This window comes from Cupriavidus sp. L7L (assembly GCF_004353535.1).
GTDB lineage: Bacteria > Pseudomonadota > Gammaproteobacteria > Burkholderiales > Burkholderiaceae > Cupriavidus > Cupriavidus oxalaticus_A.
Map to the genome: position 1 here is coordinate 23419 of NZ_SMNY01000005.1, position 26983 is coordinate 50401.

A 26983-nucleotide genomic window follows, 5' to 3' on the forward strand; every position below is an offset into this window, starting at 1 on the left:
GCGCGCTCGGGCGAGGGGCTGCGCCGCCCAGCCGTTCATCCTGTCCATCCTGCCGGGAGGTCTCGCCGTGCTATCCGACCTTGCGCTCTGGCGCATGTATGCCGCGGCACTTGCCGGCCATGCGGGCGTGGCTGGCAACGACGTGTTCTCCGTCGCGGGGGCCGCCACCTTCAGCGGACTGGGCAACGCGGATGCGCAGGTGGGCAACTGGTGCACCTACCAGCTGGGCGACGGCATTCCCGCTGCCGCGGGTGTCTACGCGCCACACAGCGGCTTGTTTGCCGCCTACTGGCTTTGCCTGAGCTACCTGGTGGAAAGCGCCGCAGGGCAGCCCGCGCTGTTGCGGGCGGCTGCCGGGACGGGCAGCCTGCAGGCCGACCTCGCGCGCTACCGCCAGGCGGTGCGGGCGTGGCGGCCCGGGCCCCCCATGCCCGCGGGCGTCAACGCCGCGGCCAACGCCATGGCGCCTGCGCAAGCGCATCAAGCGCTGCTGGCGGCGTTGGGTGAACGCGTGCCGGCGCTCACGGCAGCCCTGAATCGCTGCTTGCTGGCATCGCAACAAGAGGCCTCGGACCTGAACATGGCCGCCAGCCTCTATGCGGCGGGCGTGGTATTCCGTTGCCCGCAATACGCGCTCGATGGCTGGCCTGCGGGGCTGGCCGCATGGCGCGCGGCGCCGGCCGGCGGCGCTACGGCCTGGTCGGTGTCCCTGCCGCCTCCGGCGCTGGCCGCTCTGGCCGGGGCCGCGCCTGCTGCTGCCTTGCCGGCGGCGGGAAGCTGGCCTTCCTTCCTGGGGCTGCAAGGCGCCGGTGGCGCGGCGGTCGCGGATGCAATCAACGCGGCGCCGCTAGCGGCCATGGTCGAAGGTGCGCCGAATGGCCTGCCTGACGGCGTCAACGGATTGGCTTTGTCGCTGGGTGGGTTCGGCGTCTTCGCGCTGACTCCTGGCAGTTGGTTCGACGCCGGCCTGCTGGATGGCGGCCAGGCCGCGCTGCCGGCGGGCGCGCCCGACTTCTTCGGGGCCGCCGGCGCGCTCGCGTTGCTGCCAACAGGCGCGGTCATCGGCTATCAGCCGCGCATCGCGCTGCGCGCGGGCAGTCCGCACCAGGCGCAGGCACTCGCTGCTTCGCTGACGCGGGTCGGCCCCTTTGCCGTTCAGGGCGCCGCCCAGGATGCCCCGGGCGCCGTGGCATGCCGGGGCTGCAACGGTACCGAAGTCTCGTTCGATGGCAGCGGCTCGGATGTCCCGGTCTTGCTGGGCGTGATCAGCAAGCCGGTTTCGTAGCGCTGGCGGGAATACGCCCACCGGCACGTCAATCGCAGTAGCGTTTTCAAGGAGAGCAACCATGATGGACGACTGGAAAGTCAGCGCGTATCGCGACCCCGCGAACGGCCAAGGCGTCTGGGTGTACTACGAGAATCCGAACTTCCCGGCTATCCATATGAGCCGTTGCGTTGACAATGCCACGCGCGACCATATGGCGACGAACGACCGCACCGCTTACTACTACGGCAATAACCAACCGCCCACGTTCAACAACGCCGCCGTGCCGATGCCTACCCGGATCACGCTGGAGGCCGCTTGGCGCGACTATTTCACCGTGATGTGAAGTCCACCGTTCCACACGTTGCATCCTTCAAGGAGCCAGCCATGGCCAAGTATTGCCAGGAAAAATTCACCGAAGCCAACAACGGAACAGAGGTCAAGGTCTGCTGGCGGCAGGACAAGCACGTCCACGACGCCACGCTCATCACCACCATCGAGCTCTGGCTCCAGGCCCAGCGGGGAGGGCAATGGGGTGTGCGCCCCGGCAGCTATGAGTCCAACCTGTCGTCCTGCGCCGTGAACGCGGTCAGCTTCGACTAGTGCGCGATCCAGGGCGGGGCCGGTGCTCCCGCCCGACAGGGCCCTGACGTTCTGCAGCCGTAGTCGCCTTCTCACCCAACGGCGGGGTTGGGCGCAAGGGCACGGCGGATGCCACGAAATGTACCGTTCTCGATAATAGTTATCAACTTTCAACGCAAAAAGTGGATAAGACGCACTTAAGTCAGGCTGCCAGTAAGCAATGTTATCGGGGGACTCAGCGGCAGCAAGCGGCCACTTTCGGCCATTGCCCGGCGCTATAGCGTCGGCAGTTGAGCGTCGGCTCCGTACCAGGCACCGGGCGCTCGCTACCCCGCCACCAGGATGTGTGGGGGTCGATTGGCCGAAGGTGGCCATGACCTTTAGCCTTCCACAATATCAACCACACTATGGAAAGAACGGGATTCCGGTGAGTTCGGTAGACTTCGCGTAAACTGCGCCGAATCCCCGTTCGCTAATTGGTCGGCGTGTGGCGACGGTCGAAGCTCCCGTTATACGAGGAGGCGTCACGCATGCATACAGTGCCTTTGCCGGATAGCCATGCCATCGACCCGCACGCTAATGCGCCCGTGCGCGACCTGCGCCGTGTGCCCATCCATCCCGATCACTGGTTCCCATTGGCCTGGTCAAATGAGGTCAAGCGGGGCAAAGCCCACGGGGTGCATTTTGCCGGCGATCCGATCGTACTGATTCGTACCGTGTCCGGTACGATATTCGCACTGGAGGATCGTTGCGCACACCGGCAGGTGCCGCTGCACGCGGGCGTGGTGGAAGGCGAGTCCATCCGCTGTGGCTATCACGGCTGGACTTATGACTGCACCGGCCGCTGCATCGATGTGCCATACCTCGGGCGTGAGCGCCTGCCCAACGGCGTGCGTGCCTATCCCTGCCGCGAGGTGCACGGCCTGATCTTTGTCTTTCCTGGCGATGGGGCGCTTGCCAAAGAGCGGCCGCTGCCCGCTCTGCCATCGGTGGCGGACAAGGCGTACAAGACGCGTCGCTTTGGCCGCGAGGTCAAGTGCCACTACTCCTTCATGCATGAGAACCTGATGGACATGAACCACCAGTTCCTACACCGGCGGCAGATGGGACAGATGCGCGCGCGCTCGCTGGGCCGCCGTCGCGGAGAGGACTGGGTGGAAGTGGACTACACGTTCGCGCGCATGGAAGGCAAGCAGCCTGTGGGCGAGGCGCTGGTGTTTGGCGCCAGCAAGAAGAACTGCGACCGGGACAACAAGGACGTGATGACGGTGCGCACCATATATCCGTACCAGACCCTCCAGATCCGCTCGGGCGACGGCACGTTGGTGATGGACCTGTGGATCGTCTACGTGCCGCTGGACGCGGCGCAGCGCACCAACCGGACGTTTGGCCTGCTTTCCATCCGCAAGCCCGGCATTCCGTTTGCACTGGACCTGGCATGGCCGCTGCTGGTCTGGTTCACAGAACGCATCTTCAGGGAGGACCGCTGGATCGTCGAGCGCGAGCAAGAGGCCCACGACAAGCAGGGGGGCGACTGGAATCACGAGGTATTTCCGGTAATCAACGAATTGCGAGACCTGCTGCGCAACTGCGGCGGCCGCGCCGTCATCCCGCTCCGCGAGGTGGTGACACGGCCTGACGGCGAGGCCAACGGGGACTAGGGTATCGAGATAGCAGTTGTACTTTGGACGCGGCCGTTCACCTCCCGGTACTCGCGATGGCTATGACGGGTCGGTGAGAGATTGTCGGAGCTTCGCACTTGTCATCCTGCGGAAGCTGGCGCGACTGCGGCGATTGGACGCGCTATCTTCCCCGAAATCCAGGCTTCATGTGAGGTGGCTTGGGGCACAGTAGCGCCGGGGGCGGAATTCAGCGGTTCGCCGACGTCAGGCGAATTGCTGGTAAGCGGACCGTCAATCGCTAACATTATCTCGGTTGGCTCTTATGGCTCGGCAATGCCCTGTTGGATGGGGCGTTGTGCCTTCACAGAACACGCGCATGGCGTGGTCAGAAAGGCGGCATGTCGCCCTGCCTTTTCGGACTAGAATCCTCGGAGGAGGTGCCAATCATGTCAGCGATCAAGTACATTAGTCCGGACCATCCTGCCTACCAGGCCGCGCTGCATAGGACAACCCGCTACCCTGCGGAGCACATCACGTTGACTGCTAGCACCAGAAAGCGGCTGCGCCCCGGTGTACCGCATCGCAAGATCGGGCGCGGTAAGGTTGGCATCGGCGGCAGGGGCAGCGGAAAGTAGGCGCTTGAAGCGCCGATGACCACGGCCGCAACAAACCAGACACCAACGGTTTCTGTGCCTGTATGCTGCGATGAAGGCATCCCGCTTTTCTCGCTTACTGAATACTCGGCACGATTCCAAGCTTCTCGGCCAGCATTCGTTCGTAGACGCCGAAGTGCAGATCGACCTCGGCCTGACTGACTACCACGACGTCGAAATTCACCTGATCGGATTTGAGCCCGAACATGGTCGCCAACGCCACGTCGAGGTGAGGCGCGACATCCCTATCTTTCGGAAAGGTTGTGCCGACGCTTATTGTGTACGTCTTTTCACTGTCCGCGGTTACCTCGACCAGGCGCGCCGCTGCACTGAGATTGTTTTCGATGGCAATCCTGGCCAACTCCGCCACACTTCGCGTCTTCTCCGTAGGGAAGCCGCGCACGCACCGGATGCGAACGCGGTGCTTGCCCAATGTCATCCAGTCGGAATCAAACTCCATGTCTTATATCCTTTTGCAATGCCTATCTGCAAACCGGAGAATGCGCCATGCCGGCGCCTGCGGCGCGGCATGGCGCGTTCATCCTGGCTTATCCCAGCCCGGACTCAGGAAACACTGACGTCGATGCGTCGCGGACGCGCGGCTTCACGACGTGGAATCGTCAACCTCAGTACGCCGTCCTGCAGGTTCGCCTCGATCTTCGTCGAATCGAGGTCGGGACTCAGCGAGAACGTCCTCGCGAAACGCGGCTGCCGGATTTCAGCGTGTTGTACCCGCAGGCCCGAGGGCATCGATACGATAGCCTGCGCCTCGATGCGAAGGTTCCCGTCATGGACGCTGACTTCCAGCTGGTCGCGGGTCACACCAGGCAGGTCCGCCCACAACGTAACGCCCCCCGCATCCTCGACGATATCGACCGGCGGGAGCAACGTCACGGTAGGCATCGCCTTTTCATCCTGGGCTGGTGCGACAGCACCTTGAGGCTGTGCAACGACTTGATTCATCTCTGACATGGCAATCTCCCGGTTCACTGGACGGCAATCGCGCGTGCCTTGGAGGCTTCCCGCTTGCCCACGCTGATCGACAGGCAACCATTCGCGTAGCGAGCCTGAACCTTGTCAGGATCGGCGCTTTGCGGCAGCTCGATGACGCGCCTGAACGAGCCGACGAAGCGCTCACGCGCATAGCGCTTGCTATCTGGCGAGTCGTCCGCATAGGAAGGACCGCGCTCTCCACTGATCGTCAGTAGCCCCTTGTCGATAGAGACCTCCAGGTTTTCCCGTTTCAGCCCGGGCGCGAACGCAACGATCTCGATGGTGTCGTCCGTCGACCCGATATTCACCGGCGGGAAGGCGCCGGAGCGCCCGGAGCGGATACTGGAGGGGAAGCCGCCAAACACGTCCGCCATCTGCCTTTGCAGGCGGTCGAGTTCACTGAAGAGATCGGCTCCAAAAACTTGACTCATGATCTTATCTCCTTAAAACAGCAAGGAGGCGAAGGGGCTTGCGCGCTCCCGTTCGCCTGCCTTGGTGGCAGCAAACAAACAGAAACGCAGCGCGACGTCGCGACTGCTTGAGCCGGAAATAAAAGCAGTTAGTCAGATTTCAAGAGTACGTGGAGCAATTATTTTGGGGGTTGCATACAGCACCCTCCCTCGGCCCGCCACTTGTGGCGGCCGCATCTGGCGCTGGCTCGCCATCATCTTCGGCCTGCACGAACCGCTCAGCGGCGCCGTTGGGCAGTACTGACGACTCCTGTGCAACCGGAATACGATCGTGCCCGTCAGCCCCAAAAGCGCGTACAAACAGGTCGCGATTTTCCCTGAGTTGCCTTACTGAGTGACGTAGATACCTCAGAACACGATATGCGGTGTCCGGGCTGTCACCCTCTGCCTGAATATGCCGGATATGGGTGATCTGTATGCGGACGCGCTTGCGAGATTCTTCGATTGCCCGGTCTTGCCGCAAGCGTCGCGCGTCAACAGGGCTATATGCAACCTTTGACATGGTGCGCTCCCAGATTGCAAAGGCATCACGAATGGTCACTAAAGCACAGGTGCAGAACGTCCGAGCTGGGTGAGCCAGTATCGGACCAATCAACGCACACCGGGCGACTCGTCGCCCTGCAAAAAAATTTAGGAAAAGAAGGCTGTTGTGTCAACGAAGCGGGGGCAGCAGCTTTGCGAGCGTCACGATTGCCCGTTCTGTTCTGCGCGCTGCGGCGAGCCGCTACGGGTCAAGCTGGCGGAATCAAAATGGCGGTAGCCGGCCAGAAAGCGAAGGCCGGGCTCAGACTGAATGGCCGAAGCTCTGCCGCAGCGGACACGTGCACTATATGGAGCATGCCGGGCCGTCGTTAGCGAGTTCCTCTTTCGGTTGCTTCCAATCCCATCTTTTCAAGTCGAGCGCATTGTCACCAAGTTAAGCGCCGCCAGTGGTCCTCCAGGAAATTGCTGCTGCCTTCCGCCCACATCGAGCGAACCGAGATCGATGCCGAAAAACCCAAGACGATCGATCAACGTGGCCACCTCGGCTTTGGCGTTCGCATCGTCACCGGATAAAAACAACACGCGGCGGCCACCTTCTGCTTGCGGATCGCCAGACACCAGTGCGGGTTGCAGGTGATTGAACGCCTTGACAACACGCGCGCCGGGCACGAGGTCTGCAAACACTGCGCTCGAAGAGCGGCCATGCAGGTCCGCGGGGCGAAACAGCGGGGCCTCAATTGGATTGTTTGCGTCGACGACAGTCCGCCCGCCAAATTCGGGCAGCCCGCTCAGTGCCAGTGGCAGCTTCGACCAGTTCACAGCCACCAGCACGATGTCCTGCGCTGCGGCTTCCTCGCGCGTGCCCGGGCGAATCGAAGGCCCGATTGCTTTCACGGCATCCCGAAGCGTTTCAGGCCCACGGCTGTTGGCCACCACCGCCTGGATGCCGTGCCGTGCCAGCGCCGTGGCGAACGCCATGCCTATCGCGCCCGCGCCGATGATGCCAATGGTCTTTCCGTAGCTTGCTTGCATGACGAACTCCTTGTTCAAGCGGTGAAGCCGCCATCGGCAACGATCTCGGCACCGGTCACGAAGGCTGCGTCCGGGCCGGCGAGGAATGCCACCACGCCGGCAATCTCATGTGGCTGCCCGTATCGGCCCAAGGCAATGCCGGGCCCTACGATCTCGCTAACCGGGCCGCCGGCTGGGTTCATATCGGTGTCGGTCGGGCCAGGGTGGACGGTGTTGACCGTGATGCCTTTCGGCCCCAGATCACGCACCAGACTGCGATTGAAGCCTGCAATTGCACCCTTGGTCAGCGTGTAGAGCGATGCCGTGGGAAACGCTGCGTAGCGCACCATCGACGAACCGATGTGGATTACGCGCCCGCCCGCCTTCATATGCCGCACCGCTTCCTGTGTGGCCACAAATACGCCGGTCACGTTCACTGCAATCATGCGCTCGTAGGTGTCGAACGGGATGTCCTCGATTGCGCCGCCCAGGCCCAGGCCAGCATTGTTGACGAGGATGTCGAGACCACCGAATGCGTCGACCGTCGCGGCCACGGCTAGGCGCACCGCGGCGGGATCGCCGGCGTCCGCGGCGAGCGCGATGGCCCGGCCGCCGGCCGCTTCGATCTCGCGTACCACCGTGGCGGCCTTATCCGGTGAGGCACTGTAGGTCAGCGCCACGGCCGCCCCGTCGGCGGCCAGGCGGCGGGCAATCGCGGCGCCGATGGAGCGCGAACCGCCGGTAACAAGGGCGATCTTGCCGGCCAGGGAAAGCGTCTGTTGAGGCATTTTATTCTCCAGTTGGGGTGAATCACGAGGTGTGAACGAAGTATGGGCGTGCGATTCCACGATGATTAGCTACGAATGACTGGAATCATCTTCAAGCAATCGTGTAAGCTGAGTCGGATGGAAACCCTCGCCAACCTCGAATCCTTTGTGCGCAGCGCCGAAACCGGTAGCTTTTCGGCGGCGGGTCGCCGACTGGCCCTGACGCCCGCGGCCGTCAGCCGCAACGTGGCCATGCTCGAGCGCAATCTGGGCATGCGACTGTTTCAGCGCTCGACACGCAAGCTGACGCTTACCGAGGCTGGCGAACGCTTCCTTGCATCCATCGGCGGCAACCTGGACGCTCTCCAAGCCGCCATCGCCGCCATGTCGAACCAACACGGCGAACCGGCTGGCGTGCTGAAAGTCAGCCTGGCCCCATCGTTCGGCATGGCTTACGTGCTGCCATTGCTTCCCGATTTCCTGAAGCGTTATCCGGCGATCCGCCCGGAATGGCATTTCGAGAATCGCGCGATCGATTTGATTGCCGAAGGGTTCGACGCGGCTATAGGCGGGGGCTTCGAGCTGACGCCGGGTCTCGTGTCGCGCGCACTGGCACCGGCGCATGTCGTCGCGGTGGCGTCGCCTGCGTATCTGCGGGAACGCACGCTGCCTGCCGATCCATCCATGCTGAACGTCATGGATGGCATCGTCATGCGCTCCGGACGCACAGGACGCACGCGCCAATGGACCATGCGCGATGCCGCCGGCAACGAGGTTGCCGCGACCATGCCCGAACGCATTGTGGTGAGCGACCCGGCCGCCATGCGTGAAGCCGCGCTACTGGGGCTCGGTGTGACACTGCTGGCTGTACCGGATGTGTTGCCTTGGATTGAACGTGGCGAACTGGTGCGCTTACTGCCACGCTGGTATGCCGATGCAGGCGCCATTTCGTTGTACTACCCTACGCGCACACTGATACCAACCAAGACGCGCGTATTCATCGAGTACGTTGTGGAAGCATTTCGCCAAATGCAGATGGCCGAACGCCTGGCAGGCAGCCTCGGCATTTAGCGTTGCCTGCCGAGATATGCCGCTTCGGCGTCCGGTCTGGCCCGAATTTGAGTCGTTCGCCTACGCCCGCTCATTCGCTGCCAAGCTCTCCTCGATCGAGGCCAGCGACTCGATCATCGCGCTCGCGTAGTAGCCAATACACCACTCCGAGAACGAGTGTCGCCCCTGAAAGCGCAGCGATTGTGGCAGCGTCGGTTGCCTTCGTATCTAGAATGACGAACTTTCGACTCAGTGCAATCAGCGAAATGAGAATGACTGTCTTGACCTGAACGATGCTCTCCCGGCGCAGCGCAACCCGAATGATGGAGTGCTTGAACTCCAGTGCGATGAGCAGCGTCATCACCATGCCGAAGAGATTTTGGAACACTTCATGATCGAGCGGGCTCACCGTGCCGCTGAGCACATGTGGCAGCACACCAAGGGTCAATTGGACGAGAGCTATCGCGATCACTACGGCGACGATCAGGCTCAGCGCTACGGCGACGACTTGTTCGAAGCGTTCGTACAGGGACAAGAGGCGCCATTGCTCGCGCATCTCTGCCAGGAGCTTCTGCGAGGTGCGAGGCTTTGCTGCCATTTGTTCCTCCAATTTGGCTTCGTGCTTGCCGTCCGAGCGTAGGAGACCGACTATTAATTCGTGATGCTGGGCAGAGATTCGAACCACCGCGAAGCGGTTTAGGCAGTATGCCTCCAAGTCGGTGGCTGGCCCGCCGTGGGGAATCAAACGCGGGTTAGCCTGGCTGCCAGAGCCGCATGGTGTGGCCTTAGTCCACACCCGGCGATTTCCAGCACGGAGGCCAGCATGGGAAACGATAGCACGGCGTACGTCGGTCTCGACGTACACAAGGGATCGATCACTGCAGCTTATGCCATCGGCATGGGAGAGGTGGAATTGGTCGGCAAGATCGGTACCTGGAAGACGGACGTCGATCGCCTGTGCCAGCGCAGGCAGTCCAAGGCGCAGCACGTACGCATCGTCTATGAAGCAGGCCCTTGCGGCTATGGCCTCTACCGCTAACTGGTCCAGAGGGGATTCGACTGCATGGTGTGCGCGCCATCACTGATTCCACGAAAGCCTGGCGAGCGGGTCAAGGCCGACCGGCGCGACGCGCTCAAATTGGCGCGCTCGGGCTGCGACCAGGAGGCGCACTGGACCGTGCAGGTTCACAGAAACACCATCTCTCACGAGCGTGCCTCGGGTCATCCCGCGGACCTTCTCGCATAAGCAGCACAACATGACTTATTGATTCAATATATTGCCATACTCGCATCAATGCAGTACATAAATGGCTACGTAATCATTTTTATGGTCAGCGAAGATGGAAGGAAAACGTCAGTTGTTGTGCGAGGCACCAGCCAGCGAGAGTCGGGTGCTGGTTAGCAGGGGGAAAATTATAGGCAATCAGCCGAAAAGTTCTGCCCGAGGCCTTTCGGCTCTCCCCAAGTGGAATCGGTTCGTGAAGCGAAAGCCGCTTCTATTCGGCTTCACCTATTCCCTTCCGCAGCACGCCGTATCACTGTCGAAAGGTTGGCTCCGGCCAGTCTCTGCGCGGCAGTCCGGCTATCACCAGTCCAGAAGTCCCGTTCGGCAGCGAGAATCCGCTCCTCCGTATTGCGCATGTGCAGGAAGGCCGCCTGGCGGGCGCGTTGCGGATCCTGGGTTTCGATCGCAGCGCAGATCTCCGCATGCTCGGTGCGGACATGCGCAGCCAGATCACTTCGTCTGGCTTCATTGCCGCGCGTGAGACGAATGGCGTCTCTCAATGCCCGCGTCAACATGCCGAGTAGCTCGGTGTAGTGAGGATTGCCAGTGGCACGGGACACCGCAAGATGGAATGCCAGGTCTTCTTCAACGCCGTCGCCGCCCGCCCGCACTGCAGAGTCGATCTCGCGCAATGCGTTCCGGATGTCGTCCATTTGCCTTTCGCTACGGCGCTCCGCAGCCAATGCGGCCATTTCCGCCTCAATCCCACGACGCAGTTCCAGGATTCGCACGACCCCCAAGGCCGGGTCGGTACCGCCACGCCCAAGGCGGAATACCTCTGCGGTCGCCGGATTGAGCACAACCGTACCGCTCCCCTGCCGGCTTTCCACGAGGCCCTCGGACTTAAGGCGGGAAATGGCTTCACGAATCACGGTGCGGCTCACGCCGTACTGCTCGGTCATGAACTTTTCCGTCGGCAGACGAGCATTGACGGGGTACAGACCGCGTCGGATCTGCCCAGCGAGATGTTCGGTGACGCGGTCGGCCAATGTGGGCTCAAAACCGCCTTTCCCCGCTGGCTGCTGGTCTGCTTCCGTCAGATTTTCTGTTGTGCTCTGCAAGGTAATGCTCCACTTGTCGTTGCTTCGCCGCGCGTCAGCGCTGTGGCAGCCTAGTTCACATCATAGCATCCCGAACAAATTTGCTTGACATCTTCATCATATGAATTTGTAATACAAATCACAAGAACACAACGACTTCGTGCGACGCTGTCGCGAACCCAACGAGGAGACTGCATCAATGCCGGCCCAGGATCACAATCAGTCGCTTGAAAATGCTTACGTATGCAGGCGCATGCCTGCGGAGATCGAAGCCGCGCTGAAAGAGCGCTTCGTCGTAAAGCTGAATGAAAGCGACGAACTGACGGATTCCGCCACAATCATCGAGCGCGCCAAGGGCGTGAGCGTTCTGCTGGTGACCGCGACAGAGCGCATTGACGGCAATGTGTTGCGCGCACTGTCGCCCACCCTCAAGACGGTGGCCACTCTCTCGGTAGGCTACGACCACATCGACTTGGCCACGGCTCGCGAGCTCGGCATCGAGGTTCTGCATACGCCTGACGTCCTGAGCGATGCTTGTGCCGAAGTCGCGCTAATGCTCCTGCTCAATGCCGCACGGCGCGGTTATGAAGCAGATCGCATGGTCCGCAGCGGCCAATGGCCAGGTTGGGCGCCCACTCAACTGCTGGGCAAAGGCCTGGTCGGCAAGCGGCTCGGCATATTCGGCATGGGGCGCATCGGCCGAGCCATCGCGACGCGTGCCCGCGCATTCGGCGTGCAAATCCACTACCACAACCGCTCCCGACTCGGGCCAGAGGTCGCCGAGGGCGCCATCTACCACACGACTCTCGAAAGCCTCTGCCGACACAGCGAGATGCTGCTGGTCGCGGCACCGGGTTCACCACAGCTCAAAGGAACGCTCGATCAAGCGCACATCCGAGCACTGCCCCCTGGCGCTGTCGTCGTCAATATTTCCCGCGGCGACATCGTCGATGACGATGCGCTGATCGAAGCGCTGAACGACGGCCACGTCTTTTCAGCTGGTCTTGATGTTTTCGCCAACGAGCCGAACGTCGATCCGCGCTATCGCGCTCTCGACAACGTCTTTCTCAGTCCGCATATCGGCAGCGCGACAGAGGAAACGCGCAACGCCATGGGATGGCTTCTGATCGACGGGATCGCGGCACTGCGCCGCGGCGAACGACCCGCCAACCTGCTTTCCTGATTCCCCCCTTCAAGTCAAAGCGACCGGAGTTCCTTTTCATGCAGATCCAGAATCCTTCTATCTTCCGCCAGCAGTGCCACGTGAATGGCCAATGGGTAGACGCTGCTGACGGCGAAGTGGTGCCCGTCACAAATCCTGCAACAGGGCAACAGCTCGGTACTGTGCCCCGCATGACGGCCGCCGACGTCCAGGCAGCCATCGCGGCCGCGGACCGAGCCCTTCCGGCATGGCGCGCAACCAGCTCGCGCGAACGCAGCCGCCTGCTGCGTCGATGGTTCGATCTCTGCATGGCCAACCAGGAGGACCTGGCAACGATCCTCACGCTTGAGCAAGGCAAACCGCTGAAAGAGTCCCGGGGTGAGATTGCCTACGGGTCTGGCTTTATTGAATGGTTCTCGGAAGAAGCACGTCGAATCTATGGCGATGTGATTCCTGCGCCGTCATCGGACCGCCGCATCATCGTCATCAAGCAGCCCATCGGCGTCGTCGCCGCCATCACCCCGTGGAATTTCCCGAATGCGATGATCACGCGCAAGGCTGGCGCCGCCTTGGCTGCAGGCTGCACGATCGTGATCAAGCCTGCCTCTGCCACGCCCTTCTCTGCGCTGGCACTCGCCGCTCTGGCCAAGGAAGCAGGAATCCCTGATGGGGTACTGAATGTGGTCACCGGTTCCGCCTCCGTTGTGGGGGGTGAGCTCACATCGAGCCCCGTGGTGCGCAAGCTGTCATTCACGGGCTCCACCGATGTCGGCAAGACTCTCCTCGAGCAATGCGCCGGTACGGTGAAGAAGGTTTCTATGGAACTGGGCGGCAACGCGCCATTCCTCATCTTCGACGACGCCGACCTCGACGCTGCCGTCGCCGGCGTCATGGCCTCGAAGTTTCGTAATGCCGGTCAGACCTGCGTCTGCGCGAACCGCATCTTCGTCCAGGACGGCGTCTACGACGCGTTCGCAGAGAAGCTCAGGATTGCAGTGGAAGCTCAAGTCGTCGGCGATGGCATGGCACCGGGCGTGGATCTCGGACCGCTGATTGACGACGCGGCGATCGAGAAGGTTCGCGAACACATCGACGACGCCGTCTCTCTGGGTGCTCAGGTATTCACCGGCGGCAAGGCCCACGCCCTCGGCGGCCGCTTCTTCAAGCCGACGATCCTCACGGACGTGTCGCCGAAGGCGAAGCTCATGAATGAGGAGACTTTCGGCCCGGTGGCCCCCCTCATCCGCTTCAAGACCGAGGAAGAAGCCGTCGCAATGGCAAATGACACGCCCTTCGGATTGGCTGCCTATTTCTATACCACTAACTACGCCCGCTCCTGGCGCGTGGCAGAAGCGCTCGAATGCGGCATCGTGGGCCTGAACGAGGGCCTGATCTCCACCGAGGTCGCACCGTTCGGCGGTGTGAAGGAGTCGGGTGTCGGCCGGGAGGGATCCAAATACGGCATCGAGGACTACATCGAGGTCAAGTACATCTGCGCTGGCGGCCTGGCATTGCGCTGAGCCACGAGACAACAACAGGAGACAGAATCATGAAGAAAACAGTGGGCATGATTGGCATTGGCATGATGGGCCATGGCATCGCGACGAATGTGGCAAAGCATGGTTATCCCTTGGTGGTCCTCGAACATCCAGGTAATCAGCCACTCGACGCACTGCTGAAGGCGGGGGCGAAAACCGTACCGGCTATCTCGGAGCTCGCCGGCCAGGTCGACATCGTCATTCTCTGCGTTACCGGATCCCCCGAGGTCGAGGATGTGCTTTTCAGCGCCCAAGGCCTCCTCAGCGCCCTGCGGCCCGGTACCGTGGTCATCGATTGCTCGACGGCGATCCCCTCTTCGACCGAGCGCATCGCCGCCGCCGTGCAAAAAGCCGGTGGCAGGTTCATGGACGCGCCAATGACGCGTACGCCCAAAGAAGCGGCCGAGGGGCGTCTGAACCTGATCGTCGGCGGCGACGAGTCGCTCTACCAGGAATGCCTGCCACTGCTGCAGAGCTTCGCCGAACACATCACCTTCGCCGGGCCTGTCGGTTCCGGACACCGGCTCAAGCTGTTGCACAACTTCGTGTCTCTGGGTTTCTCCGCAGTCCTGGCAGAGGCTGCCGCCTGTGCAGCACGCGCTGATGTCAGTCCCGAGGTCCTTGTGGATGTGCTGGCCAAGGGCGGCGGTGCCGGTGTCATCCTGGAACGCCTGCGTCCCTTCATTGAGCGGGGCGACAGCTCCGGGTTCCGCTTCACCATCTCCAATGCGCTGAAGGACATGACCTACTACGACACCATGGCGAGCGAAGTGGGCGCCAGTCACGCGACTGCCTCAGCGATCCGCGAAACCTATGCCGGCGCCTATGACCAACGGTCCCATGGCACCGTGCCGGAGCTTGTCGCACTGCTGGCCGAGCCGGCATCCGTTCGCTGATCGTCCCCGGAAACCGACACCATGATCACAAACCAGCAATACAAGATTGCCGTCATTCCAGGCGATGGCATTGGCAACGAAGTGGTCCCCGAAGGCATCCGGGTCCTGGAAGCCGCCAGCGCTAAGTTCGGCTTCAAGCTCGCCTTCACGACCTATGACTGGAGCTGCGCCCGCTACCACGCCCAAGGAAGCATGATGCCGTCCGATGGAATCGAGCGGCTACGCGACTCTGACGCCATCTTTCTCGGCGCAGTCGGCTTCCCCGGCGTGCCGGATCACGTATCACTGTGGAACCTCCTCATCCCGATCCGCCGCGAATTCGACCAGTACGTGAACCTGCGACCGGTCAGGCTTCTGCCCGGTGTTCCCTGCCCGCTCGCCAACAAGGAGCCCGGCGACATCGACTTCTGGATCGTGCGCGAGAACACCGAAGGCGAATACTCGCAAGTTGGCGGACGCATGTTCGCCGGCACGGAACATGAGTTCGTCACGCAGGAGGCCATCTTCACTCGTCGCGGAACCGATCGAATCATGCGCTATGCGTTTGATCTCGCTAAGAAGCTAGGACGGAATCACGTGACATCGGCAACCAAGTCCAATGGCATCTTCCATTCCATGCCATTCTGGGACGAGCGGTTTGCCGCAGTGGGTGCCGACTATCCCGACATCCGCACCGACCAGTACCACATCGATATCCTGGCAGCGCGGTTTGCGATGTCCCCGGAGCGCTTCGACGTCGTGGTTGGATCGAACCTGTTCGGCGACATCCTCTCCGATCTCGGCCCCGGTATCACGGGAACGATTGCAGTGGCGCCGAGCGCAAACATCAACCCGGAGCGGAAATACCCGTCGATGTTTGAACCGGTGCATGGCTCAGCCCCGGACATCGCCGGACAAGGCATTGCGAATCCCATCGGTCAGATCTGGTCTGGGGCCATGATGCTGGAACACCTCGGACAGCCTGAGGCAGCGGCCGCGATCATGAAGGCCATCGAAGCTGTCCTTACGCATCCCGATCGCGTACTAACGCCTGACCTGGGTGGAAGGGCCAGTACACAGGAAATGGGCGCCGAAATCGCCAGGGCGGTTCTCGCATGACACAAGCCTCCAGGGTAGCGAGTCGCCCGCTTGTGCTGCTGACTGATGCCATCGTCCCGGAGGCGCATGCTCGACTGGCGGCTAACGCTGACGTCGAGTTACTGCCGCCAGGACTGATCGGCGCGGCTAGTGATAAAGCCCTTCGAGATCGCATTGCGCAGGTTGACGGTCTGATCGTACGGCGACAGCTCCCTGGCGATCTGTTCGAGCGCGAGCATCGTCTTCGCGCCGTCGTTCGTCATGGTGTTGGCGTGGATTTCATTCCGGTAGACCGCGCAACGGCTCACGGCATCCCAGTGGCCAATACGCCGGACACGAACTCGAACGCCGTTGCCGAATTTGCGGTGTCTGCCATGCTCGCAATGACCAGACGGCTGGCAACCTTCGACAATGCCGTGCGTGACGGCGACTGGAACCGCCGCATGCTCGCGGCAGAGCAATCCAGGGAACTTCGCGGCTCCACCCTGGGAATCATTGGCTTCGGTGCCATCGGGCGCCGGGTCGCCGAGATTGCAGGCGCGGGCTTCGGCATGAAGCTGCTTGCGCATACGTCGACACCATCCAGGCTCCCGCCGCACGTCTCCCAGGCAGAACTCTCCGCTTTGTTCGCCCACAGCGATTACATCGTACTTGCGTGCCCTCTTACCGCAGCAACAAGAGGCATGGTGAACAAGACGCTTTTGGCGCATGCGCGTCCGACTACCGTGCTCGTCAATGTGGCACGGGGGCCAATCATCCAGCAGGCGGATCTGATCGACGCTTTGCGCAGCGGCACCATAGGCGGGGCCGTACTCGATGTATATGAACAACATCCGCTCCCGGACGACAGCCCGCTTCGAGATCTGCAGAACGTCCTTTTGACACCGCATATCGCTGGCCTCACCCAAGACGCCTCGATGGCCATGGGGCTGGCCGCCGCCGACACGATGCTCGCCCTGCTGCGAGGCGAACGACCACGCAACATCGTCAACCCCGAATTCAACGCCGTCAATCAGGAGACAATCCAATGAAGATCACCCGCATTACCGCAATTCCCCTGTCCTATCGTCTGCCCGAAGGCAAAACGGTCACCATGGGCGTGGGTAGTACGCTCAAGCGTGACGCGATCATCATCCGCGTTGAAACGTCCGAAGGCATCGTGGGCTATGGCGAGTCGCATCCCGGGCGCAGTCCTGGCGCCATCACCAGCCTTATTCACAACACGCTGTCGCCGCTGCTGGTTGGCATGGACGCCACGGACGTGGTCGGCACCTGGCAGCGCGTGCATCGCATGCAGTTTTCCAGCCACGGTCTTGGCGCCGGCGCCGCGCTGGCGCATTCTGGCATCGACATGGCACTCTGGGATATCCGCGGCAAGGCGGCGAACATGCCGCTCTACAAGCTGCTGGGCGGCTCGCGTCGACGCATTCCGGCCTATGCCGGCGGCATCGCGCTCGGATACCAGCCTGCGGCGTCGCTGGCCGAAGAGGCCCAGTCCTATATCGAACAGGGCTACAAGGCCGTCAAACTGCGAATCGGCGACTCGGTCAAGGCGGATATCGAGCGGGTACGCCATGTGCGCCGCGTGCTCGGCGATGACATCGACATCCTGACCGATGCGAATACGGCCTACACGATCGCCGACGTGCGCCGTGTTATGCCTGTGCTGGCGGAAATTCAAGCGGGCTGGCTCGAAGAGCCATTCGCCTGCAATGATTTCGCTTCGTATCGCGAGGCTGCCCGGATTTCCCCTGTCGTCCCGATCGCGGCTGGCGAGAATCACTTCATGCGATTCGAGTTTGCGCAACTGCTGGAAGCCGGGGCAGTCCAGGTCTGGCAGCCCGACCTGTCCAAGACGGGCGGCATTACGGAAGGCATGCGCATCGCCGCCATGGCCTCGGCCTTCCGCATCCCCATCCACGCCCACAGCTCCGCTACGGGCCTCAATCATGCCGCGACGCTGCATTTCCTCGCTGCAACCGAGAACGCCGGCTACTTCGAAGCCTGCGTTTCGCATTTCAATCCCTTCCGGGACATGTTCGGCAAGACCTTCGAAATCGGCAGTGATGGTTGCGTGGTCCCGCCGGAAGCACCGGGCCTGGGCGTCGAAGTCGACGAGGAAATCTTCAAGCAGTACCCGTTGATCGACGGCCCCGGTTACGTCGTCAAGTTCTGAGCAAGTACGCTCAGCAGACACCGATCCACCACATACAAAGATGGTGAAGGAGACAAAGATGCCTAGCAGAAGAACCGCGTGCAAATGGATTTTGTCATCTCTGGCGGGCGCCGCCGGCGCGACCGCCTTCGGTGGCGCCATGGGCGCTGCGAGCGATGCGTACCCGGACAAGCCCATTCGCATCGTCGTGCCATATACCCCCGGCGGCTTCAACGACACGCTCGCGCGCACCGTGGGCGAGAAGCTGACCAAGCTCTGGAAGCAGCCGGTGGTCGTTGACAATCGGCCAGGTGGCAACACATTGATCGGCAATTCGATGGTTGCGAAAGCCGCGCCCGATGGCTACACGTTGCTGATTACGCCCCTGCCGTTCGCCGCACTTCCCGCGTTGTACGGCACGAAGCTTCCCTACAACGCGACCAAGGATTTTTCTCCGGTCATCTGGGCTGCCAGCACCCAGAACGTGCTGGTGGCGCGAAACGACCTTGGACTTGCGACCGTCAAGGACATCGTCGATTTTGCCAAGAAGAATCCCGGCAAGCTGAACTACGGCTCCACTGGATCCGGCTCCTCCAATCATCTGTCGATGGAACTCTTCGAGAAGATGACCGGCACCAAGCTGACGCACGTCCCGTATAAGGGCAGTGGCCCGGCTGTTCTCGCCCTGCTCGGCGGTGAAATCGATGTGTTGTTCGACAACTTGCCCAATGTGATGAACCAGATCCGAGCCGGCAAGTTCAAGCCTGTGGCCGTCACCGGTCTGCAGCAATCCACGCTGCTGCCAAACGTGCCGACCGTCGCTGAATCGGGGGTGCCGGGCTACGAGGTAAACGTCTGGTTCGGCATTCAGGCACCCGCTGGCACGCCAAAGGAGGTCGTCCAGAAACTCAACCAGGAAATCGCGAAGGCATTGGCCGATCCGGAAATCATGAAGCGATTCCGCGAACAGGGTGTGGAGGTTGTGGGCAGCTCCCCGACCAAATTCGCCACACTCGTGGAAGCCGAGATCCAGAAATGGGGAAGCGTGGTCCGCGATGCGAACGTCCGATTGGAGTAACTGCTGCGTCGAGAAAGTGTCCGCACGGTAGCGGACACGCTCTGATCCGCGAGCATTCTTCAATATCCCGCCGTACGTCCGGCGGGCTTTTTGTTTATTCCCGATCTGTCGGCGGACGTTGGCAGCGAACCGTTGCAGTGCCGTGCAAGCTGTCGGACCAGATCACTTTCTGCGCAAGCCTGCCCGAAGCGGCGTCGGAGATCCCTTGACCGGCCAGGAATCAGTCGTGAACCAGAAAAAGGCCCTGCAGGTTATGTTTGCAGGGCCTTTTGCTTGCCGTTTCCTCTTTCCGCTCTGCTTGCCGAATTCCCGTACAGTGCGACCGGACAAACGCGATCGGCCCTTGAGACCAGACGAGGTCTCAAGGGCCGATCACAATCCGGGCTGGCTTATTCAGCGACCACGTTTGCCGACTTCGCGACAGCGCCCCACTTGTCGGCTTCGCTCTTGATATAGCGTGCAAACTCATCAGGCTTAGTTGCCACCACTTCGGCACCAAGCGTCGCCAACTGGCTCTTCACTTCCGGCATGGCAAGCACCTTCATCAGTGCAGCACTCAGTTGCTTGATGATTTCTGGCGAAGTTCCGGCGGGTGCAACAAGACCGCCCCAGGAAGAGGCGTCGAATCCCTTAAGCACGGATTCATCGATTGTTGGTGCATTGGGGAACGCCGGCACTTGCTTCTTACTTGCCACTGCGATGAGCTTGAGCTTGCCTCCGGTCACGAACGGACGCGCAGCGACGGCCGTAGTGAACATCATGGACACCTGCCCGGCCATTACATCGGTCATGGCTGGGCCATCGCCCTTATAGGGCACGTGCATCATGTCCAGCTTCAGCCCAGAGTTGAACATCTCGCCAACCAGGTGATTGGAGGAGCCATTGCCGGCCGAGGCAAATGTGTACTTCCCCGGATTGGCCTTGACTTCTGCCACCAGCCCCTTGATATCCGCCGCTTTGACCTTCGGTCCGGCCACCAGGACGATCGGCACCGTGGTGGTTTGCCCGATTGGGGCGAAGCTCTTGTTGACGTCGTAGCCGAGGTGCGGGTAGATCGACTGGCTGATGGCATTCGGGCCGACGTTCGCCATCAGAAGCGTATAGCCATCTGCCGGCGACTTGGCCACCATCTCAGCCGCGATGTTTCCGTTTGCGCCGGGCCGGTTCTCGACCACAAACGTGCCACCGGTGACTTCCTTCAGCTTTTCGCTCAGCACACGCGCGGTCGTATCGGATGCGCCACCCGGCGGGTATGGCACAACAATGCGCACAGGCTTATCCGGGTAGGCTGCCATGGCGATGCCTGACGCCAAGGCCGAAGCAGCGATGGCCGCACGCCACGCAGTTTTGATGAGTGCATTCATGATATGTCTCCTTCAATTCTAGTTTATCGAGGATGGATGGGAATCAGTACCGCGCCCCTGGCGAGCGGCTTCACCGTCTTGCTGTAGATGTTCAGCCAGCCTTGCTCCGTAGCACCCTGGATTGGTGCTGCGTCGACCCGACGCGAAGCCATCTCCTTCTCGTCAACAAGCAAGTTGATCTGCCGTCCCGGGATGTCGATCTCGATCTCATCGCCATCCTTGACAAGAGCCAAGGGGCCACCGGCTGCGGCTTCAGGGCACACCTGACCGACCGCGACACCGCGGTTCAAGCCAGATAGCTGGCCATCCGTCACGACGGCGACCTTGCCGTTGAAGCCCGCGCCTTCGACGGCAGCAACGAATGACGACGCCAAAGCCACGCCTGGACCGCCAATCGGCCCCATACCACGCAGGCACGCTACGGTCCCCTCCGTGATACGTCCATCCGCCAACGCCGCGATAGCTTCCTCCTGAGAGTGAAACACCATCGCTTTGCCACGGAAGCTTTCCGCCTTCTCGCCGGCATTGCCGAGCTTGAGAATGCTACCCTCCGGTGCAAGCGATCCTTTCAGGATGACCAGCGACGGCTTCGTAGAGATGGGGTTGTCCAACGTGCGCAGGATCGACGGCGATGGCGCCTCGTATTCGTCGAGAATTGCCTTCCACGTCTTGCCGGAGACCGTCAAGCACTCCTGCTCGATCATGGACGCCAGATGTTTGATCGTCGCAAGGGTGCCACCCGCCGCTTCAAGCTCCTCCGTACGGTGCGGACCGTTGGGCTTGACGGTCGCAAGCAACGGCACCTCGCGGCCAAGCCGGTCAAAGAGATCGTAGAGATCCACATCCGTTCCGGCTTCCTCCGCAACACCTTGCAGGTGACGAAGCACGTTGATCGACGTCGACAGTGCCAATGCGACGCGCACGGCGTTTCGGAAGGCCGCCGGCGTCAGAATGCTGCGGGGCGTCAGACCTTCATTGACCATCTCGACAATGCGTGCGCCGGCTGCCCGGGCCTGGTCGACCATCGCAGGAGAGTTGGCCAGGACCGGACTGGCGCCCGGCAGCGTCAGACCCAATGCCTCGCAGACGATGTGCATGGAGTTCGCCGTCCCAAGACCAGCGCACACACCGGGGCTGCGCACGGCGCGCTTGCACATGCCGTCCAGGTCTTCGAAGGAGAGTTGACCAGTCACGTGCATGCCGACCTTCTCGAAGACATCTTCGATGTCCACATGCTCGCCCTTGTACTGACCACTGGCCTGATAGCCGCAAATCACCACCAGTGTCGGAATGTTTAGCCGCGCAGCGGCCATCATTTGTCCGGGCGTCGTCTTGTCGCAGGAAGCCAGGCAGACCATGCCATCGAGTTGTGCGCCCTCGACCTGCACCTCGATGTCGTTCACGATGAGGTCGCGGGACGGGAGGATGTAGCGGCCCTGCTTGCCTGCGCTGGTAATGAAGTCGCTCGGGGCGGCGGTGCGGACCTCGAAGGGTACGCCCCCCGCTGCGCGGATCGCCGCCTTCACGTGGGCGGATACGCCATCGAGGTGACTGAAGCAGCTCGACAGCTCCGACGAGGTGTTGACCACGGCAATCTTCGGCTTGTCCAGGTCGGCATCGCTCAGTCCCAGGGCTTGCCATTGGGCCTTGCGCAGAGCCCAACGGGTCGTACCCGGGGCGAAATTGCTACGGTATTTCGGGGAATTCATTGCAAGGCTCCAAGGAAGGCACCATTGTTTTCCAGTACCTGCTGGATATCGGACGCCGGAACATGGTGAACGCTAATGCCGCGTGCCGCTGCCGTTGCAGCGGTAAGCCCGGCCGCTTCGCCCATAGCGAAGCATTGCGCGGTTACTCTGATCGAGGCCTGCGCGCCATGAGTGGCCGATGCACAACGGCCAGCCACCATCAGGTTGTCGAAGCCTTCCAGCAGAAGCGAACGCAGGGGAATCTGGAAGTACGTGCCAGGCGGCAACCAAATCCATTTGGTCGCCCTACCTGCAGCGTGGTCCTCCATTGGCCATGCACAGCACCCGATGGCATCGTCGAAGCGCGCTCCTTCGAGAACATCCTTGTCAGTAAGGACGTAGCTTCCGACGGTACGCCGACTTTCACGGATGCCGATCACCGCGCCCGTATCCATGACGAAGGCCGACTCGAATCCCGGCACGTACTTTCGGAATGCCTTCAGGTATGTGCAGACTTGTTCCCGCCCCGCAATCTCTGCCCGTGACATGACACTGAGGTCGAACGGGTTGGGCGATTTACCGTCAACCGCCACTTTCGTGATGTTCAGATGCGCAAGCCCTGGCCGTTCGGCAAATACGCCGCCGGCGGTGCGAGGAAGGTCGTAGCCGTCGGCGACAGCCCGCTCAAGCCTTTCGCGAAGTGCCGGACGGCTCAAGCGGGCCAGCGAGTCGGTGTCTACGCCGCCGAACCGCACCATGGTGGTAGGAAACTGAAGATCGCCTTCCGAAATTTCGCAAGGCGCGCCAGCGAAGTTCACCAGGTCGGCATCGCCAGAGCAGTCCACGAACGACTTTGCCCGGATGGCGAGTCGCCCTTCCTTGGTCTCGATCAGCACGGCGTCCAGTTCGCGCTCTTTCATGGCGACACCAACCACCATTGCATGAAACAAGACCTCGACCTTTGCTTCCTGGACGAGTTGATCGAGAGCGACCTTCATGGCGAACAGATCGTAAGGCAACGAAGCCGTCTCGAGCCATCGAGTCGTTTCACCGAGGCCGTCAAGGGACCGCAGTCGCTCGATGACTTCGTTGCAGAACCCGCCCACAATCTGCTGTACCTCTGTATCGGTGACCGCGTAGAGGCCGCAGATGCTGCCCAAGCTCACCGACGTCAGGGTGCCACCTAAAAAGCCTTCGCGCTCCAGAAGCAGTACCTTGGCACCCGTCCGCGACGCGGCAATGGCGGCGGCCACCCCAGCAGCGCCACCTCCAACGACGCAGACGTCTGCAGTGCGAAACACGGATGTAGACCGAGCTGGCTCGGACACCGCCCCCAATGAATACGTAGTCATTTTGTCCCCGAAAAAATGCGTGATGCCGGGTCGCCGACCCGAATCACGCTTTCCACCGTTCTGGTTACGTAGTCATTATAAACAGAATCGCAAAACTGCCAAGCTCAAGATGTTGTGCGTCGCAATACGAGGTCATTAGGAAGCACAAACGTGTGCGGGGCCAATTCCGGCGAAGTCATACGACGCTGGAGCCGGTCTACTACCTGCTCAACCATGGCTGGCAAGGGCTGCTGGACAGTGCTCAAGCTGATGCACTCCCACCGCGCCATGGGAATATCGTCATAGCCGACGATCCAAATGTCGTTCGGGACTTGCTTGCCACTGCGCCGGGCGGCATCCAGGACACCGATCGCAACAATGTCATTTGTGCAAAACACTGCATCGACATCAGGGCGTTCTGCGAGCAGTGTCTGCATCGCTCGAAAGCCATTGTCGTAGCTAAAGTCGGCGGCATCAGCCCGCACAAATGCGTTCCCCTGGCTCAATTCGCCAAGGCCTTCCATAAAGCCGCGCTCGCGTTCGCGAATCGTGCTTGCCTTGGAACTCTTGCTGGACGCGGCTGAGATCAATCCAATGCACTTTCTGCCCGCGGACACGAAATAGTTTGCAACCCGCCGGCCGCCGGCATAGTTGTCGCTCACGATCGTGTCGAACAAGTCTGTTTCGACAGAGCGATTGATCAGGATGATCGGCTTCTCGGCCGCGACTCGGGTCAGCATCTCCCTGGATTCATCCAGCGCGGCGGCAAAGATGACGCCATCGGTTGCGCTTTCGGCAAGCGCACGTACCGTTGCCTCGTCCATCTTTCCTTCAAGCTCCCAGACCGTTGTGCGGAAGCCCCGACTAGCGAGCCGCTCAACTAACAGTTGGAGCAGCATCGGGTACAACGGGTTAGACAGGCTCGCGATGACGACCGCAACCGTCCCGCTGCGACGCGTCTTCATCTGTCGAGCTGCCGCACTGGGCGAATACTCGTGGTCTTGTATGACCTTCAAGACCCGCGCCTTGGTCTCCGGCTTCACCGATGGCAAATCCTGAAGCACACGGGAGACGGTCGTTTGCGAAACCCCTGCCAAGTTGGCAATGTCGATGCTGGTAAGCCTCTTGCTCATGGTGAGGTAGGAACTGCACACATTTCTGTAAATGCCCCGGATTCTAAACGAACCCTTCGAGGCCGCCACGATATCGACAGTGCCGCTGGCCCACAGGCTACTTTGATAAACCGATCAGAATGGTCCTGCGCGGCGCGGCAAAGTGTATTGCGAGAGACGACCGTCGACTGTCCGCGGGGTCCCTCGTCACAATCCAATACTTTCGTGATTGAAATTATTCATTGGGCATCTGGAACGGAGCGCTTGCGCGTCGAGGAACTCCTTTACAAGATGGGCATTCACCGGAACTGGCCAGCCCCAGCTAGCGCCCCGTCCGTCCAGCCGCATCATCGGTGAAGTGGTAGAGGTGCGTGTTGTCCGGCGCCTCGCCGATCCTCTCGCCGCTCGGGCGGAACTCGACCTGGCGCCGGTAGTTTTCGCTGTCGGCCCTGGCGTCGCGGGTCGCGAGCTTCAGCGCCTCGGGATAGGGCATGGGGTCCTTCGATTTCTCGATTTCGAGTAGCATCGTCTGTTCGTTGACACGAACGCTGTACCTGCCGAGGTTGAAAAGGAGGTACATCGCCAGAAGGTTGTCATAGTCTTGGTAAGCCCCGGCGTCGCGGCGGAAGTCTAGCGACAGGACCGAGGGAAAGCGGTCGGGCAAGTCCTTGAAGGCCACTTTCTCTTCCTCTTGTGGGTCGACATAGGCCGAACCCCGGTACTTTTTATACAGCACCACGTCCATGCTGTACTTGCGCCGGCCCCACTCCTTGATGAGCTTCATCGCCATATCGGTAGGGACGTTGGCGGTGGCTGCCGCAACCACGCGCCGTCCTGAAAGAACTCTAGCGCTGGTCACCTCCAGGTCGCGGTAGCCAGCCCCAAACCTGAAGGCGGCGCCGATGGTCTTGGCGCAGTTTAGGCGCAGGTAGTCGTACTTTACTTGGCCTCGGTGATACTCGGTGTTACTACGCTGCTGGTGATAGTCTTCGTTGATGCGCCGGAAAAAAGCTGCCAGTGCCGCCCTTTCCGCCGCTGGCACGCCGTAGACACGCACACCGATGACTGAGCGCTTGTAGATTTCGCCGAAGTCCAGCCCAAACGATGCTGTCTCGGCGACCGTGGAGATTGTCTTGAACAGATATTCCTGCTTGGGTATGGCGATCATCAGATCGGCGTTGTAGTAGCCGCTCGCGTGCTTGATGTCTCGGTCCGCATAAAAGTTGGCCGAATACACCACCTCGTCGCCAGCCAGATCGTCACGGAGCGCCAGTGCGATATGGCCGGCCGATCCGCGTTTGGACGTGCCAAAGCTGATCAGCAACTCCAGATCATAGGGATCCTCGCGAAGCCTTGCTGCGATCTGCTCAATGTTGGCGGGCTCCGGCCCGCCCTTACTGCCGAATTCGGTGGCAAGCGCCAACCGTGGCGATAGAATCGCTACAGCGACGAACCAGAGCACCAGCCTCGTTCTCATTATTCCCCCAGCCCTCGGCCAGTGCGTGCCTTACGCAACCTGAACGTCGCGTGACGATTCATGGACGCCCAATGGCTAACCAATGCGAACACTCGAGTGCGCCCGCACCACGCCCCGCCGAGCCACGAGTGATTCGCGGCACGCGGGGCGCACGCACCCACATGCTGCCGTTGGGCTTTGAGTCGATATGGCGCAGTAACCCCGCTCGCGTCCAGCGCTAAGGTTAGCATCGCCTCGTTGCCGGCATGCAGGGTAAACGAGGGTGGATACTCAATGAGGTGGGTCAGTGCATGTGCTCGGGGATCGATTTCCAATGCTGCCTCCCTTCCCGCCAACGCTCACAGCATATGCGCCTTCAGAACCATTTGGAACGCCTTTTCCGGAGACATCCCCTCCATCACCAGCATTACAAGCTCATCCCGGTAGTTAACGTGTTCCGTGTATGGTGTGGGCAAGGTGTTCAGTACTTCTCGCACCAGGAATTTGACGTCGGCAGTTTTCATTCGCTCCTCGCGTGAGGCCTATCGATCCGGCATTCATCAACTCGGCCAGCGCGCGGTGTCGCCTGGCGTCGGCCGGCACTCATTGTTGGAAATCCATGGGGCGCGCTAGCGTGCGGGGCCGATTCCGACGCCACAGTTTGTGGCACACAAACTAAGAGGGACGCCCTGGATTCGCAAATATGTGACGCCTCACATATTTTCGAATCCCGGCCACCCCTCATCGTCGTCCCGCCTCTGCTGAAAATCACCCTTTCGTCCTTGACATTGTTCTCCCTTCACCTAGGATGATGTAATCGATTGCATTTCCAGTTTTGCCATCCACTCTGCGGCCTGGCAATATTTTTTTCACTGGAATGTAATCGATTACATTTAACGGAAACCA

Annotated in this window: 25 protein-coding genes and 1 pseudogene; 13 read left to right on the forward strand and 13 right to left on the reverse strand. The window is 61.1% G+C overall.

Going from position 1 to position 26983, the window contains the following annotated elements; translation table 11 throughout:
* Positions 1–67 precede the first annotated feature (67 nt).
* The 4 genes from E1J61_RS05465 (at position 68) to E1J61_RS05480 (ending at position 3507) form a co-directional block, all read left to right on the forward strand.
* A complete protein-coding gene (locus E1J61_RS05465; RefSeq protein WP_133093120.1) occupies positions 68–1285 on the forward strand; it encodes a hypothetical protein in 1218 nt (405 codons plus the stop codon).
* 61 nt (positions 1286–1346) lie between these two features.
* Positions 1347–1610, forward strand: coding sequence for a hypothetical protein (locus tag E1J61_RS05470; protein ID WP_092140914.1), 264 nt, complete (start codon positions 1347–1349; stop codon positions 1608–1610).
* 41 nt (positions 1611–1651) lie between these two features.
* Positions 1652–1867: a hypothetical protein gene (locus E1J61_RS05475; RefSeq protein WP_133093121.1), complete on the forward strand. Its 216-nt coding sequence runs from the start codon at positions 1652–1654 to the stop codon at positions 1865–1867.
* Between the two features lie 509 nt (positions 1868–2376).
* On the forward strand, positions 2377–3507 hold the full coding sequence (locus E1J61_RS05480) for an aromatic ring-hydroxylating dioxygenase subunit alpha (RefSeq protein ID WP_133093122.1): 1131 nt from the start codon (positions 2377–2379) through the stop codon (positions 3505–3507).
* Between the two features lie 690 nt (positions 3508–4197).
* Here E1J61_RS05480 and E1J61_RS05490 read toward each other — a convergent pair.
* From E1J61_RS05490 to E1J61_RS05510, 5 genes are all read right to left on the reverse strand, one after another.
* Positions 4198–4581: a hypothetical protein gene (locus E1J61_RS05490; RefSeq protein ID WP_133093124.1), complete on the reverse strand. Its 384-nt coding sequence runs from the start codon at positions 4579–4581 to the stop codon at positions 4198–4200.
* A gap of 104 nt (positions 4582–4685) precedes the next feature.
* Positions 4686–5093, reverse strand: a complete 408-nt coding sequence (locus E1J61_RS05495; RefSeq protein WP_133093125.1) for an Hsp20/alpha crystallin family protein — start codon at positions 5091–5093, stop codon at positions 4686–4688.
* Positions 5094–5107: 14 nt separating this feature from the next.
* Positions 5108–5545 (reverse strand): Hsp20/alpha crystallin family protein, encoded by a 438-nt coding sequence (locus E1J61_RS05500; RefSeq protein ID WP_133093126.1) that lies wholly within the window; start codon positions 5543–5545, stop codon positions 5108–5110.
* 930 nt (positions 5546–6475) lie between these two features.
* The gene (locus tag E1J61_RS05505; protein WP_133093127.1) at positions 6476–7099 is read right to left on the reverse strand and encodes an NADPH-dependent F420 reductase; all 624 of its coding nucleotides are present in this window, start codon (positions 7097–7099) and stop codon (positions 6476–6478) included.
* A 14-nt stretch (positions 7100–7113) separates the two neighbouring features.
* On the reverse strand, positions 7114–7866 hold the full coding sequence (locus tag E1J61_RS05510) for a 3-oxoacyl-ACP reductase family protein (RefSeq protein WP_133093128.1): 753 nt from the start codon (positions 7864–7866) through the stop codon (positions 7114–7116).
* Positions 7867–7983: 117 nt separating this feature from the next.
* Here E1J61_RS05510 and E1J61_RS05515 point away from each other — a divergent pair, with 117 nt between their 5' ends.
* Positions 7984–8916, forward strand: coding sequence for a LysR family transcriptional regulator (locus E1J61_RS05515; protein WP_133093129.1), 933 nt, complete (start codon positions 7984–7986; stop codon positions 8914–8916).
* A gap of 70 nt (positions 8917–8986) precedes the next feature.
* Here E1J61_RS05515 and E1J61_RS05520 read toward each other — a convergent pair whose 3' ends face one another.
* Complete coding sequence (locus E1J61_RS05520) at positions 8987–9493, reverse strand: phosphate-starvation-inducible PsiE family protein (protein WP_133093130.1); 507 nt, start codon at positions 9491–9493, stop codon at positions 8987–8989.
* 225 nt (positions 9494–9718) lie between these two features.
* Here E1J61_RS05520 and E1J61_RS05525 point away from each other — a divergent pair.
* Positions 9719–10045, forward strand: a pseudogene (locus E1J61_RS05525) (transposase); the annotation flags it as partial.
* Between the two features lie 356 nt (positions 10046–10401).
* Here E1J61_RS05525 and E1J61_RS05530 read toward each other — a convergent pair.
* Positions 10402–11241 (reverse strand): FadR/GntR family transcriptional regulator, encoded by an 840-nt coding sequence (locus tag E1J61_RS05530; protein ID WP_371702912.1) that lies wholly within the window; start codon positions 11239–11241, stop codon positions 10402–10404.
* A 178-nt stretch (positions 11242–11419) separates the two neighbouring features.
* Between E1J61_RS05530 and E1J61_RS05535 the strand changes: the two genes are divergently transcribed.
* From E1J61_RS05535 to E1J61_RS05565, 7 genes are read left to right on the forward strand one after another with little or no spacing between them, the layout of a single operon-like run.
* Positions 11420–12403, forward strand: coding sequence for a D-glycerate dehydrogenase (locus tag E1J61_RS05535; RefSeq protein ID WP_133093131.1), 984 nt, complete (start codon positions 11420–11422; stop codon positions 12401–12403).
* Positions 12404–12441: 38 nt separating this feature from the next.
* Entirely contained in the window at positions 12442–13902 is a 1461-nt protein-coding gene (locus E1J61_RS05540) for an NAD-dependent succinate-semialdehyde dehydrogenase (RefSeq protein ID WP_133093132.1), read from the forward strand.
* A 29-nt stretch (positions 13903–13931) separates the two neighbouring features.
* Positions 13932–14816, forward strand: coding sequence for an NAD(P)-dependent oxidoreductase (locus E1J61_RS05545; RefSeq protein ID WP_207951181.1), 885 nt, complete (start codon positions 13932–13934; stop codon positions 14814–14816).
* Positions 14817–14837: 21 nt separating this feature from the next.
* Positions 14838–15914, forward strand: a complete 1077-nt coding sequence (locus tag E1J61_RS05550; RefSeq protein ID WP_133093133.1) for a tartrate dehydrogenase — start codon at positions 14838–14840, stop codon at positions 15912–15914.
* Positions 15911–16924: a hydroxyacid dehydrogenase gene (locus tag E1J61_RS05555; RefSeq protein WP_133093134.1), complete on the forward strand. Its 1014-nt coding sequence runs from the start codon at positions 15911–15913 to the stop codon at positions 16922–16924. The genes E1J61_RS05550 and E1J61_RS05555 overlap by 4 nt, the downstream gene beginning before the upstream one ends.
* Positions 16921–18069: a mandelate racemase/muconate lactonizing enzyme family protein gene (locus E1J61_RS05560; RefSeq protein ID WP_133093135.1), complete on the forward strand. Its 1149-nt coding sequence runs from the start codon at positions 16921–16923 to the stop codon at positions 18067–18069. Before E1J61_RS05555 ends, E1J61_RS05560 begins: the two co-directional genes overlap by 4 nt.
* A gap of 58 nt (positions 18070–18127) precedes the next feature.
* Positions 18128–19126, forward strand: a complete 999-nt coding sequence (locus tag E1J61_RS05565) for a tripartite tricarboxylate transporter substrate binding protein (RefSeq protein ID WP_243736793.1) — start codon at positions 18128–18130, stop codon at positions 19124–19126.
* 389 nt (positions 19127–19515) lie between these two features.
* Here E1J61_RS05565 and E1J61_RS05570 read toward each other — a convergent pair whose 3' ends face one another.
* The 6 genes from E1J61_RS05570 to E1J61_RS37335 all read right to left on the reverse strand — a co-directional run bounded on the left by E1J61_RS05570 (position 19516) and on the right by E1J61_RS37335 (position 26601).
* Positions 19516–20490, reverse strand: coding sequence for a tripartite tricarboxylate transporter substrate binding protein (locus E1J61_RS05570; RefSeq protein WP_133093137.1), 975 nt, complete (start codon positions 20488–20490; stop codon positions 19516–19518).
* 23 nt (positions 20491–20513) lie between these two features.
* Positions 20514–22199, reverse strand: a complete 1686-nt coding sequence (locus E1J61_RS05575; protein ID WP_133093138.1) for a dihydroxy-acid dehydratase — start codon at positions 22197–22199, stop codon at positions 20514–20516.
* On the reverse strand, positions 22196–23530 hold the full coding sequence (locus E1J61_RS05580; protein WP_133093139.1) for an FAD-dependent oxidoreductase: 1335 nt from the start codon (positions 23528–23530) through the stop codon (positions 22196–22198). Before E1J61_RS05580 ends, E1J61_RS05575 begins: the two co-directional genes overlap by 4 nt.
* A gap of 104 nt (positions 23531–23634) precedes the next feature.
* On the reverse strand, positions 23635–24642 hold the full coding sequence (locus E1J61_RS05585) for a LacI family DNA-binding transcriptional regulator (protein ID WP_133093140.1): 1008 nt from the start codon (positions 24640–24642) through the stop codon (positions 23635–23637).
* 301 nt (positions 24643–24943) lie between these two features.
* Positions 24944–26083 carry a hypothetical protein gene (locus E1J61_RS05590; protein ID WP_243736794.1) on the reverse strand — a complete coding sequence of 380 codons (1140 nt, stop codon included), beginning with the start codon at positions 26081–26083 and terminating at the stop codon, positions 24944–24946.
* A gap of 353 nt (positions 26084–26436) precedes the next feature.
* Complete coding sequence (locus tag E1J61_RS37335) at positions 26437–26601, reverse strand: hypothetical protein (RefSeq protein WP_165971431.1); 165 nt, start codon at positions 26599–26601, stop codon at positions 26437–26439.
* Between the last annotated feature and the right edge of the window lie 382 nt (positions 26602–26983).